We start from the raw sequence: 12,792 nt of genomic DNA, 5'->3' as shown, positions 1-12,792 counted from the left end.
CAGTCGGAGCAGTCGGAGCAGTCGGAGCAGTCGGAGCAGTCGGAGCAGTCGGAGCAGTCGGAGCAGTCGGAGCAGTCTGGTCAGGGTGATCGATCGGAGGACGCGGGTCGAGCCGGATCGACGACGGAAGACGACGGCGAGACCGGAGCAGCCGACGGGACCGACGACGGTGCGGACGACGGCGACCGTGAGCGTACCGGTCGCGACGATGGGACCGAGACCGAGACCGAGACCGAGACCGAGACCGAGACCGAGACCGAGACCGAGACCGAGACCGAGACCGAGACCGAGACCGAGACCGAGACCGAGACCGACCAGGGTGACACGGACGACGCAACCCCGGGAAGCCCGTCGTCGGAGACGAGACGCGAGGACGGTGGCGGTGACGATCAGACCCGGGCGACACCCGCAGCCCCCGGCGACCCGCCAGAGCGGGGCAGCGCGGGCGAGCAGGCGCCCGGCCGAGGCCTGGACGAGCAGGGCGAGACCGGCGAGCGCGTCGCACAGCGGGGCGAGGGACAGCGGCGCGGCCCGGACGGCGCGCAGCCGGGGCTCGACCCGCCCGGGAGCGGGCCGGACGCGACGGCCCCGCGCGAGGACACCCCCTCAGCGGAGAGCGACGACCTGCCCGGCCCGCTCGACCCCGACGCCACCCTGGAGCAACGACTCGAGCGCCTCCAGGGCGATCCGGCGCTGCTGATCCGCAACCAGTTCCGGTTCGAGGAGCTGCGCCGACTGCGCGAACAACCGCTGCGCTATCGGGAGCCCCGCCCATGGTGAGGTCGATCGCCGCACTCTCTCTCCTCGCCCTGTTCTGGTGCGCTCACGCCGGCGCCCAGTTCCAACCGCCCTGGCGGCCACCCTGGCAGGGTGGCCAACGCCCTGCCTGGCCCACCCAGCCCCCAACCACCAACCAGGCCCCCGACTACCAACTCAGCTGGTCGATCGAGACCTCGAGCCCCTATGTCCATCAGCCGATCCTGCTGCGACTGCGGCTGAGCGGCGATGCGCAACCGACCTGGATCGGACTCGAACCACCACGCCCCGGGCGTGTACTGTTGCGCCGACTCCAGACCGAGCTGCCCAGGCGCGCGGGCGACGGCACCACCATCAACACCCTGGTGTTCGCCCTGTTGCCGCTGCGCCCGGGACAGCTCGATGCCGGACACCTCCGGGTCAGGGGCAGCCATGCCGGCGGTCCCTTCGAGGTCGCCAGCGAGCGCCCGCTCAGGCTGCGGGTGCGTCCGCCGGTCCCGGGCCTCGCCCCCTGGCTACCGGCGCGCGCCCTGACCCTCACCGCCAACCTCGCGCCCGAGGGCCCGGTGGCCCCGGGCGAACCGCTGACCCTGCGTCTCGAACTCTCGGCGACCGGCACCAGCGGCGAGCAGTTGCCCACGCTCGCCGATCAGCTCACCGGGATCGACGGCATCCGCGTCTATCGCGAGCGGGCGCAGGTCGACACCCGGCTCTCGCCCGATGGGCGACAGCTCCTCGCCAGCCGTACCGAGACCTACACCCTGGTGGCACAAGGTGCCGGGCGACTCCTACTCCCCGAGATCCGGGTGGCCTGGTGGAACATCGCGCGCGAGCGTGGCGAACTCGCCCGGGTACCGTTGCGTGGCCTGCGGGTCGAGGACGGCAGCAACCCGTCGCTGTTCGCGGGCCACTGGCACCCGGCCTGGATGGCGCTGAGCGCGCTGCTGCTGGTGCTCGCCGGCTACTGGTGGGCGGTGCTCACTCGCGCCCCGGGCGGACGATTGGCGGGCGTCCTCGAACGCATACGGATCCCACTCTTGCGGCTCGGCGATACCCTGCGGATCGGTCTGTGGAGCGGCCTGCCCGGCGGTTGGCGACTACGCCTCGGGCTGTTGCGTGCCCGCACCGCCGACACCCCGGAGCAGTGGCTGGCACGACTCGCCCCAGCACTGCCCGACGGCGGGCGCCGTGGCCGCCCCGAGGTGGTCGCGGCCCTGCTCGCCACCGCGCCCGGCGCCGACCCCGATGCGCTGACACGATTGGTCGCGCGCCTGGAGGCGGCGCGCTACGGCGCCCAACGGGTGGTGTTCAACCGCTGGCAGCGTGCCCTGGCACGCCGCCTCGCCAACGGTCGCCGACAGCGAGCGAGACGAACCAGACAAGGCGCCCCACGCCGGCTGCCACCGCTCAATCCGCCCGGCTGAGGCGCCCCCCCAGACCATGACTTGCCCCGGCGAGCAGGATCCAGTACATCAGCCAATCATGGCGCACCATGCGATAGTTGGTCAGCTCCCACAGCAGCAGGTAGCACCAGAGCGCGATCAGCAGTGCACGCAGCACACGATCACCGGCGCAACCGCGCCAGAGCGCGGTCAACAGCGCCAGGGTGAGCAAGGCACAGCCGAGCAACCCGACGACACCGAACTGCACCAATACCTCCAGATAGGTATTGTGGAGATGACGCAGCGCCACCCCGGCGGCATCACGCACCCCAGGGTCGCCGCTGAGGTCCATCAACCATTGGCTCAGTCCCGGTCCCCAGCCGAACCAGGGGTGATCGAGCCATAGCGAGAGTCCGACCAACTGGGCGCTCCAACGCTGTCCGAGCGAGGAGGCCGCGGTACCCTCACGGGCGCCACTGATCCAAGCCAGGTCCTCGCGCATGCGCCACAGCAGATCGTCGGCCTGGAGCGCGACCAGCACCAGCACCACGGCGGCGAGCACGGCGACCCACAGCGCCCGGCGCAGCACCCGACCATCGAGCCGGGTACGCCTCGGGGCGGCGAGCACCAAGCCAAGCAGCAGCGCCGGCAGCCAGGCGACCCAGCTGCCACGCGACTGGCTCTGCAGGAAGCCGAGTGCGAACAATGCCAGCAACAGCCCCCAGGCCAGGGCCAGAGACCAACGGGCGAGCGGCCTTGGGGCCCAGGCGAACAACCGTTCGCGCATCAGGACCAGTCCGAGCAAGGCCGAGCCGGTATAGAGCCCGGTGGCAATGGCGGTGAAACCGTACTGGTCGCGCTCGCCGAGGAAGGCGCCCGGGTGATGCGTCAGCAGTCCCCAGTCGAGTCGCCACAGCATCCCCAGGGCGAGTCCGCCCAGGGCCAATCCGAGCAGGCGCTGGGCACGGGCGTGATCCCCGGCGAGGAAGTGGGCGAAGGGAATGAACAACAGCAGTTTGCACCAATCGAACGCGGCCTCCCATAGCAGACCGGCCGGGGCCGAGGCGTCGAGGCTGGCGCTGGCGGCACGCACCACCACCACCAGACAGAGCGCCACCACCGCCAGGGTGGCGGGTGACCAGCGCCAGGGTGGACGCAACGGCGGCGGCGCGATGATGAAGGACAGGGCCAGGCCGAGCATCGCTGCCGAGGCCAGCGCAGTGGAGAGAAAGGCACTGGCAGCAAGCACATAGAGCAGCGCCACACCAGCGCGCTCGGCCAGCGCCGCGCGCGTGACGATGAGGGTCGGGTTGGGCATCGCGTCGGTTCCGGCTAGGGACGGGATCGGCGCCACGGACAGGCGCCGCGCGGCGGTCAAGCATAGCAGGAATCCGGCCAACTCCGGAGTCGAAGACGAAAACAGCACTCGCGCAGCGTTCGAGCGATGTTATGCTTGAGTGCTGCGATCCGATCAACGCCTCGCATTCTCAAAGACTCATCATGAACCTGACACTCGTCGTCCTCGTCCCCTTTCTGGGGGCCGCTCTGACCGGGTGGGTCTCTCGTTACGGACGTTTACGCTCGGCCTGGATGGCTGGGGCGGTGACTGCCCTGGCGTTGGCCTGCCTGCTGCCAAGCCTCCCGGTACCCTTCACCGGAGAGCCCCTGATTCAACGCCTGCCCTGGATGCCGGGGCTGGGGCTCGACCTGGTATTCCGGCTCGATGGCCTCGGGCTACTGTTCGCGATGATGATCCTCGGCATCGGCCTGCTGGTGATCATCTATGCCCGCTATTATCTCGACGCGGACGACTGCATGGGGCGCTTCTACGCCTATCTGCTGCTGTTCATGGGCTCGATGCTCGGCATCGTGCTGGCCGAGAACCTGATCCTGCTGCTGATGTTCTGGGAGCTGACCAGCCTCTCCTCCTTCCTGCTGATCAGCTACTGGCGGCACCGCCAGGACGCCCGCCAAGGCGCGCGCATGGCGCTCACCGTCACCGGGCTCGGTGGTCTGGCACTGCTCGGTGGTTTCCTGCTGCTCGGCGAGATCGCCGGCAGCTACGAGCTCTCGGTGATCCTCGCCTCGGGTGAGGCGATCCGTGCCCACCCGCTCTACTCCCCGATGCTGGTGCTGGTACTGCTCGGCGCCTTCACCAAGTCGGCGCAGTTCCCCTTCCACTTCTGGCTGCCGCGGGCGATGGCCGCGCCGACCCCGGTGTCGGCCTATCTGCACTCGGCGACCATGGTCAAGGCGGGGATCTTCCTGCTCGCGCGGTTGTTCCCGGCGCTCTCGGGGACGCCGCTGTGGAGCGTACTGGTGATGAGCGCCGGACTCGCCACCCTGCTGATCGGTGCCTGGATCGCACTGTTCAAGCACGACCTCAAAGGGCTGCTGGCCTACTCAACGGTCAGCCACCTCGGTCTGATCACCTTGCTGTTCGGCATCGGCACCCCGCTGGCGGCGGTCGCCGGCGTCTTCCACATCATCAACCACGCCACTTTCAAGGCGTCGTTGTTCATGGCCGCCGGCATCATCGATCACGAATGCGGCACCCGTGACATGCGCCGGATCAATGGTCTGTGGCACTTCATGCCCTATACCGCCACCCTGGCGATGGTGGCCTCGGCGTCGATGGCCGGGGTACCGCTGTTCAACGGCTTCCTCTCCAAGGAGATGTTCTTCGCCGAGGCGGCCAATTTCTTCGACCTCAGCACCTGGAGCTGGGTGTTGCCGGTGACCGTAGTGATCGCTAGCGCACTGGCCGTAGCCTACTCGCTGCGCTTCATCCACGACGTCTTCTTCAACGGCGAGCCGCACGACCTGCAGCGTACCCCGCACGAGCCGCCGCACTGGATGAAGGTGCCGGTGGAGATCCTGGTGGCGATCTGTCTGCTGGTCGGCATCTTCCCCGGCTTCACCGTCGAGCCCCTGCTCGCGGTCGCGGCCGACAGCGTCTTGCAATGCAACTCCCCGGCCCATGACCTGGCGATCTGGCACGGCTTCAACTCGGCCTTTGCGATGAGTGTGATCGCGCTGCTCGGTGGCCTGCTGATCTATGCCGCACGCCGACCGTTGTTCATGATCGCCGCCCGTCACGAGGGCCTGATCGATGCCGGGGTGCTGTTCGGGCGCACCCAGCAAGCAGTGATCGGGGCGGCGCGGGCCGTCACCACGGCATTCGATACCGGCTCGTTGCAACGCCTGGTGGCGCTGCTGCTGATCGGTGCACTGGGCCTCGGCGCCGTCGGCCTGCTCGGTGTCTCGGCACCGCTCACCGGCACCGCGACCCTGGTCCCGGCCGACGGCATCAGCCTGATCGTCGCGCTCGGCCTCGGCGCCGGGGCGATCGCCACCACCGTGCTGCACCGACAGCGTTTCACCGCGTTGATCGTAGTCGGGGTGTTGGGGCTGTTGATCGCGCTGATCTTTGCCAAGTTCTCGGCCCCGGACCTCGCCCTCACCCAACTCTCGGTCGAGGTGGTGACCATCGTGTTGCTGTTGCTGGCGCTCTACTTCCTGCCCCAGCACACCCCGGCCGAGTCCTCGCGGGTGCGCCGGGTCCGCGACCTCGGCCTCGCCGCGATCGCCGGGCTCGGGACCACGGCGCTCGCCTGGGGCATCCTCACCCGCCCCGGCGCGACCATCTCCGGGTACTTCCTGGACAACAGCGTGCCCGGCGGTGGCGGCAGCAACGTGGTCAACGTCATCCTGGTCGACTTCCGCGGCTTCGACACCCTCGGCGAGATCACCGTACTGGCGCTCGCCGGGCTCGGCATCTACGCCATGCTCAAGGGGCTGCGCCTCCCCGGGATGACCCTCGACCCGAGCGGGCGTCCCTGGAACTGGGACCTGCACCCGACCATCATGGCCGCACTCACAAGGCTGCTGCTGCCACTGGCGCTGTTGGTCTCGGCCTTCATCTTCCTGCGTGGCCACAACCAGCCCGGCGGCGGCTTCATCGCTGGCCTGATCACCGCCGTGGCGCTGATCATGCAATACCTTACCAATGGCGTGGAGTGGACCCACCGTCGTCTCCACGGCAACATGCACCCGGTGATCGCCAGCGGGCTGTTGGTGGGCACCCTCACCGGGATGGCCAGCTTCGTCTTCGGTCATCCCTTCCTCACCTCGACCTTCAGCCATGTGCACTGGCCACTGGTCGGCGATTTCGAGCTGGCCTCGGCCATGGCCTTCGACCTCGGCGTCTATCTGGTGGTGGTCGGCTCGACGCTGCTGATCCTGATCCACCTCGGACTGATGCGCAGCGCCGCCACCCAGGAGCGAGACTGATATGGAAGCCCTGATCTCCATCCTCATCGGCGTGCTCACCGCCTGCGGGGTCTATCTGGTGCTGCGTGCCCGGACCTTCCCCGTGGTAATGGGCCTGACCCTGCTCTCCTATGGAGTCAACCTGTTCCTGTTCGCCACCGGCCGGCTCACCATCGGTCAGCCGGCAGTGATCTCCGCCCAGGCGCCGGGCTACGCCGATCCGCTGCCCCAGGCGCTGGTGCTCACCGCCATCGTCATCAGCTTCGCCATGACCGCCTTCGTGATCATGCTCTCGCTCAAGGCCCGCGCCGAGCTCGGCAACGACCATGTCGACGGCCACGCCGACGAGGAGGAGCACTCGTGAACCATCTCGTCTTCCTCCCGGTGTTGGTACCGTTGCTCGCCGGAGCCCTATTGCTGCTGGTGCGCCGCGCCCTACCGCTGACGGTACGCCGCCGACTTAACCTGGTGGCGGTGCTCGTCCAGGTCGCAGTGGCGCTGGCGCTGTTGCTCCAGGTCACCGACGGCACGGTGCTGGTCTATCAGCTCGGCGACTGGCCGGCCCCCTATGGCATCGTCCTGGTGGCCGACCGACTCAGCGCCTGGATGGTATTGCTGACTGCGGTACTAGCGCTGTTCGCCCTGCTCTACGCGATCCGTGGCAGCGACGCCGGCAGCCGCCATTTCCAACCGCTGTTCCAGCTGCAGCTGTTCGGCCTCAGTGGCGCCTTCCTCACCGGCGACCTGTTCAACCTGTTCGTCTTCTTCGAGGTACTGCTGCTGGCCTCCTACGGGCTGTTGTTGCACGGCGGCGGCGCCCAGCGCACTCGCGCCGGACTACACTTCGTGGTGGTCAACCTGGTCGGCTCGACCCTGTTCCTGTTCGCCGCCGGCACCCTCTACGGTGTCGCCGGCACCCTCAACATGGCCGATCTGGCCGGCAAGCTCGCCACCCTCGACCCCGCCGACCTGGGGCTGGCGCGCACCGGTGCCCTGCTGCTTTTCGTGGTGTTCGCGCTCAAGGCCGCGCTCTTCCCGTTCTATCTGTGGCTGCCCACGGCCTATGCCGCAACCTCGGCACCGGTGGCGGCACTATTCGCGGTGATGACCAAGGTCGGGGTCTACGCCATCCTTCGCGTCCAGACGCTGTGGTTCGATGACCCCGAGGGCAGCCTCGCGGGTCTGCTCGATCCCTGGCTGCTGCCGCTGGCACTCGTGACCATGGCGCTCGGCAGCCTCGGTGCCCTGGCCAGCACCAGGTTGCGGATCCAGATCGGTTATTTGGTGCTGGTCTCGCTGGGGCTACTGTTGACCGCGATCGCGCTGGGCGAGCGCGACAGCATTGCCGCCGGGCTCTACTACCTGGCCCACACCACGCTCGCCACCGGCGCCTTCTATCTGCTCGCCGAGGGCATCGCGCGACGCCGCGGCAGCGCCGGTGAACGCCTGATCGACGCCCCGGCGATGCCGCACGCCGGACAGATCGGCGCACTCTTCTTCATCGTCGCGATCCTGGTGGCGGGGCTGCCCCCGTTCTCCGGTTTTCTCGGCAAGTTCATGGTGCTGCGCGCCGCGCTCGACACCCCGGCAATGGCCTGGATCCTCGCGGTGGTCCTGCTCTCCGGGCTGCTCGCCATCGTCGCCCTGGCACGCAGCGGCAGCCTGCTGCTGCTACGCGCCACCCCGAGCGAGGGCCTGCCCCCGGGTGCCCCGGGACGCGGCGAGCTGGCACCGGCCAGCGCGCTGCTCGCGGTCTGCCTCGGACTGACCCTCTGGGCCGCGCCACTCACCGACTTCACGCGCGCCACCGCCGAGCAATTGCTCACGCCCACGCACTATATCGAGGCGGTACTCGGCACCGACATGGAGGGTGCTGGACGATGAAGCGCCACCTGCTCCCACACCCGCTGCTCACCCCGGCACTGACACTGATCTGGCTGTTGCTGGTCAACAGCCTGTCGTTCGGGCAACTGCTGCTCGGGCTGCTGCTCGGCTGGCTGATCCCGCTGTTCACCCTGCGCTTCTGGCCCAACCGGGTACAGGTCCACAAGCCGCTGACCTTGGTGCGCTTCGTGCTGGTGCTGCTCTATGACATCGTGATCGCCAACCTGGAGGTCGCCTGGTTGATCCTGCGCGGCCCGCGCCGGGTGCACCCGGGCTTCGTCGAGGTGCCGCTGGCGCTGCGCTCCGAACTCGGTATCAGCCTGCTGGCCAATACCATCTCGTTGACCCCGGGCACGGTCTCGGCCTGGCTGAGCCCGGACCGCACCACCCTGGTAGTGCACGCGCTCGACGTCCGCGACCCCGAGGCGCTGGTCGCGACCATCAAGCGTCGCTACGAAACCCCGCTGCTGGAGGTCCTCGAACCATGCTGAGCACCGCTGTGAGCATCGCCTTCCTGCTGGTTGGCGCGGCCTTCGTGATGGCGCTGCTGCGCCTGCTCTACGGCCCCGATCAGCCCGACCGCATCCTCGCCCTCGACACCCTGTACGTGAACACCGTGGCACTGCTGGTGCTGCTCGGTATCCATCTCGGCAGCGCGCTCTATTTCGAGGCCGCGCTCCTGATCGCGATGATGGGGTTCGTCGGCACCGTGGCGCTGTGCAAGTATCTGCTGCGCGGCGATATCATCGAGTGAGGTCAAGATGCTCGAAGTCATCCTCTCGGCGCTGATCCTACTCGGCGCGCTCTTCACCTTCATCGGCTCGCTCGGACTGGCACGGCTCGAGGACTTCTACACCCGGCTGCACGGCCCGACCAAGGCCACCACGCTTGGTGTCGGCAGTCTGTTGATCGCCTCGATGGTCTATTTCAGCACTCGTGGCGAGGGGCTGAGCCTGCACGAGCTGCTGGTGACGCTGTTTCTCTTCATCACCGCGCCGGTGAGCGCGCACCTGCTGGCCAAGGCCGCGCTGCACCTGCGGCTGCGCTCGCTCGCCGTGGTGCCGCCGCGTGCCGAGGCGAGCGCACCACAGCAGGCCAACCGTGACGCCCCCTCAGACGAGACGGTGCAGCGTTAGCAGAAAGCGCTCGAGCGCCGCGACCTCGAGCGGTCGCGAGAACAGATATCCCTGACCGGTGTGACAGCCCTCGCGGGTGAGGAAGTCCTGCTGCTCGCGCGTCTCCACCCCTTCGGCCAGCACCTCCAGCGAAAGACTGCTGGCGAGCGCGATGATCGCCTTGGCGATGGCGACGTCGTTGAGGTCGCCGGGGATGTCGGAGACGAAGGACTTGTCGATCTTGAGCTTGGTCAGCGGCAATCGCTTGAGATGGGCCAGCGAGGAATACCCGGTCCCGAAGTCGTCGATCGCGACCTTGACGCCGAGTTCACGCAGGGCGCCGAGGACGTGTCCGGTGCGCTCGATCGAGCGCATCATCGTCGACTCGGTGATCTCCAGCTCGAGCCCAGCGGGGGCCAGTCCGGTCCGTGAAAGGGTGCCGTCGACCATCTCGCTGAGGGCGTGTTGATCGAACTGCTTGGGCGAGAGGTTGACGCTGATGAGCACCGCCTCGTCGATCACCCCGGCGTGCTGCCAGGATCGCATCTGAGTACAGGCGCGCTCGAGGATCCACTCCCCCATGGCGACGATGATCCCCGACTCCTCGGCCAGGGGGATGAATTTATCGGGTGGGACCAAGCCCATCTCGGGGTGACGCCAGCGTACCAGCGCCTCGAGCCCGCGCAGCTCGCCGCTGACCAGGTCGAGCTGGGGCTGGTAGAAGAGTTCGAACTCGTCGCGCTCCAGGGCACGGTGCAGGCTCGACTCCAGCAACACCCGTTCGAAGGCGCGCGCGGTGAGTTCCTCGGAGTAGTAGCGAAAGCCATTACGACCCTCGTCCTTGGCCCGATACATCGCCGCATCGGCGTTGCGCACTAGGTCCTCGGCGCGCTCGCCGTGCTCGGGATAGAGGCTGATGCCGATGCTCGCACCGAGGAACACGGTGTGCTCACCGACCTCGAAGGGGTCCTTGAACAGCTGCAGGATGGCGCGCGCCACCAGGGCAGCATCCTCTTGGTGGGCGATCCCGTTGAGGATCAGGGTGAATTCGTCACCGCCCATGCGCGCCAGGGTGTCGCCCTCGCGAAACAATGCCCGCAGTCGCCCCGCCACCACCTTGAGCACCTGATCACCATAGCTGTGATCGAAGCTGTCGTTGACGTGCTTGAAGCCGTCGAGGTCGATGAACAACACCGCCAGCCGGGTGTGCTCACGATGGGCAAGACGGATCGCCTGTTCGAGCCGATCGGCGAACAGCAGCCGATTGGGTAAACCGGTCAGCGGGTCGTGATGCGCGAGATGGGCATAGCTGTTCTCGCGCTCACGCAGCCGATCGAGCAGCGCGAAGTGCTCACTGATGTCGCGTGAGACCTCGATGATGCCGATCACCTGACCGGCGTCGTCGAACAACGGGCTGGCGGCGACCTCGTACTGGCGTGTCGTGCCATCGGGTAGCGGGTAGTGGCGCAGCAGCTTGCACGGCTTACCGGTCTCGAGGATGTCGCGCAACGGGCACTGCGCGGCCTCAGGGGCACAGGGGTGAGGGGCAAGCTGATAACAGCGCCACCCCTCGGCGGAGGCGTCGTCGCGCGCAGCGGCGCGCTGGGCGGCACGATTCATCCGCAGCACCTGATGATCGATGCCGATCACCATGATCGGATCCTCGATACCGTCGATCACATGCTGCAGGAAGGCGCGTTCCTCAACCAGCGCACGCTCGGCACGCCGCCGCTCGGTGACGTCTTCACCGGAGGACAAGGTGCCGATGACCGCGCCATCGGTATCGCGCACCAAGCTGTGATGCCAGGCGATCAGGCGCTCCTCGCCCTGCGCGCCCAGGATCGGCCCATCGGTCAAGGCGACATCGGCACGCTCCCCCGCGATCATCTGCCGAAACAAGCGGCAGCGGCGCTCACGCTCGTCCGGTGGCAGGAACTGGGCGAACCAGTCGAGCCCGATCAGCTCCGACTCGTCACGGCCGAGCAGGCGACAACCACGCGGGTTGACCGAGAGGATGCGCCCGTCGAGATCGAGTGCGAGGAACATCACCCCGGCGATATCGAGATACTGCCGGGCACGATTGCGTTCGGTCTCGGCCTGGCGCTGCGCGCGTTTGAGCGCGGAGATATCGAGATGGGTGCCGACCATGCGCACCACCCGCCCATGATGGTCGCGCACCAGATAGGCGCGGGTCAGGACATCGACCCAATGACCGTCCCGATGTCGCATCCGCACCGCGATATTGAAATCGTCGCGCCGCCCACTCATGTAGGCGCGCAGCAGTCGCCGACAGCGCACTCGGTCCTCGGCATCGACCAGCCGCTCCCAGCTCTGGATCCGGTCGGGCAGCTCGGCCTCGCCATACCCCAGCATCGACTTCCAACGCGCCGACAGATACAGGCGCCGTTGACGCAGATCCCAGTCGAAGACCCCGGCGGCGCTACCACGCATCGCCAGGGCAAAGCGCTCCTCGCGCTCGCGCAGCGCCCGCTCGTAACGGTCGCGCTCGGTGATATCGCGCCCGAGTACGATCAGCCCCTTGCGTCGACCGTCATCCTCGAACAGCGGGACCTTGATCATGTCGTAGACCTTGGTCTCGCCATCGGCGCGGGTGATCCGCTCCTCGGCGCGCGACAATCGACCCGCACGCCAGGCCGCCTCGTCAGAGGCCTGACAGGTGAGGAAGGCATCGCGATAACAGGCATCGGTGAGGGCGGCGAGTTCGGCATCCGTCTTGCCGTGATAATCGACGGCACCGAGCGAGAACACCTCCAGATCGGCATCGTTGGCCTCCAGCCAACGCCCCTGGCCATCCTTGAAGCAGATGATGTCTGGGGTGGCATTGATCAGCGAACTCAAGCGTTGCGCGCGCTCGGTCGCAGCGTTGGTGCCCCGTCGACAGGCCCCAACCTCCTGGGCAAAGGCGCAGACCAGGGACTGACCAGCGTCGGTGACCAGCGACACCACGACCTCGACCGGGGCACACTCGTCAGCGCCGCGCCGATACAGCCCCTCGCGGCGCTCATGCCCGGCCCGGTGCAATCGTTCGACCAAGGCCGCCCAGCTCGCGGCATCGAGACGCGTGTCGATGGCGCAAACGGGTTGACCGATCAGGGCCTCGCGCCGCTGTCGCGACCGGCGTTCGAGCACTGCGTTGACCTCGAGCAGACGCCCACCGGGATCGGCCCAATAGATCTCGAGGACACCCTGGTCGATAGCGGCTTGCGCCATGTCTTGTCGCAGCATTCTTCGGCTCCGGCACGCGCTGATGCGCTCAATGCGTCCCGGATCACTCCTCTGCACCACGGGTTCGCCAACCGCCCGGGCTCGACCTCGAGACCAGGACGGGCATGGCCACCATCCAGGGACGCCAATGCGAAACG

The 12,792-nt window shown here is 67.8% G+C and carries 9 protein-coding genes and 1 pseudogene; 8 read left to right on the top strand and 2 right to left on the bottom strand.

Annotated features, from left to right (window positions below):
- Both HF203_RS15500 and HF203_RS15495 read left to right on the top strand, forming a co-directional pair.
- Positions 1–780, top strand: a pseudogene (locus tag HF203_RS15500) (hypothetical protein); the annotation flags it as partial.
- Positions 774–2,180 carry a BatD family protein gene (locus tag HF203_RS15495; RefSeq protein ID WP_168670995.1) on the top strand — a complete coding sequence of 469 codons (1,407 nt, stop codon included), beginning with the start codon at positions 774–776 and terminating at the stop codon, positions 2,178–2,180. The pseudogene HF203_RS15500 and the gene HF203_RS15495, both read left to right, overlap by 7 nt.
- On the opposite strand, the gene HF203_RS15490 is transcribed toward HF203_RS15495, so the two are convergent.
- A complete protein-coding gene (locus tag HF203_RS15490; RefSeq protein WP_168670994.1) occupies positions 2,164–3,456 on the bottom strand; it encodes an O-antigen ligase family protein in 1,293 nt (430 codons plus the stop codon). The genes HF203_RS15495 and HF203_RS15490 overlap by 17 nt on opposite strands.
- Positions 3,457–3,638: 182 nt before the next feature.
- Between HF203_RS15490 and HF203_RS15485 the strand changes: the two genes are divergently transcribed.
- The 6 genes from HF203_RS15485 to HF203_RS15460 are packed head-to-tail and all read left to right on the top strand — an operon-like array spanning position 3,639 to position 9,430.
- The gene (locus HF203_RS15485; protein WP_168670993.1) at positions 3,639–6,431 is read left to right on the top strand and encodes a monovalent cation/H+ antiporter subunit A; all 2,793 of its coding nucleotides are present in this window, start codon (positions 3,639–3,641) and stop codon (positions 6,429–6,431) included.
- A 1-nt stretch (position 6,432) separates the two neighbouring features.
- Positions 6,433–6,774 carry a Na+/H+ antiporter subunit C gene (locus HF203_RS15480; RefSeq protein WP_168670992.1) on the top strand — a complete coding sequence of 114 codons (342 nt, stop codon included), beginning with the start codon at positions 6,433–6,435 and terminating at the stop codon, positions 6,772–6,774.
- Positions 6,771–8,294: a monovalent cation/H+ antiporter subunit D gene (locus HF203_RS15475; protein ID WP_168670991.1), complete on the top strand. Its 1,524-nt coding sequence runs from the start codon at positions 6,771–6,773 to the stop codon at positions 8,292–8,294. The genes HF203_RS15480 and HF203_RS15475 overlap by 4 nt, the downstream gene beginning before the upstream one ends.
- The gene (locus HF203_RS15470; RefSeq protein ID WP_168670990.1) at positions 8,291–8,785 is read left to right on the top strand and encodes a Na+/H+ antiporter subunit E; all 495 of its coding nucleotides are present in this window, start codon (positions 8,291–8,293) and stop codon (positions 8,783–8,785) included. Before HF203_RS15475 ends, HF203_RS15470 begins: the two co-directional genes overlap by 4 nt.
- Positions 8,779–9,048, top strand: coding sequence for a K+/H+ antiporter subunit F (locus tag HF203_RS15465; protein WP_168670989.1), 270 nt, complete (start codon positions 8,779–8,781; stop codon positions 9,046–9,048). The genes HF203_RS15470 and HF203_RS15465 overlap by 7 nt, the downstream gene beginning before the upstream one ends.
- 7 nt (positions 9,049–9,055) lie before the next feature.
- A complete protein-coding gene (locus tag HF203_RS15460; protein WP_168670988.1) occupies positions 9,056–9,430 on the top strand; it encodes a Na+/H+ antiporter subunit G in 375 nt (124 codons plus the stop codon).
- On the opposite strand, the gene HF203_RS15455 is transcribed toward HF203_RS15460, so the two are convergent.
- Entirely contained in the window at positions 9,407–12,655 is a 3,249-nt protein-coding gene (locus HF203_RS15455; protein WP_168670987.1) for a sensor domain-containing protein, read from the bottom strand. The two genes, HF203_RS15460 and HF203_RS15455, sit on opposite strands and share 24 nt — an antisense overlap.
- Positions 12,656–12,792 lie beyond the last annotated feature (137 nt).

Origin of the sequence: Marichromatium bheemlicum (assembly GCF_012276755.1) — a bacterium.
Taxonomy (GTDB): Bacteria; Pseudomonadota; Gammaproteobacteria; order Chromatiales; family Chromatiaceae; genus Marichromatium; species Marichromatium bheemlicum.
Note: the sequence above shows the minus strand (reverse complement) of the source record. Positions and strands in the feature narration are given on the sequence as shown.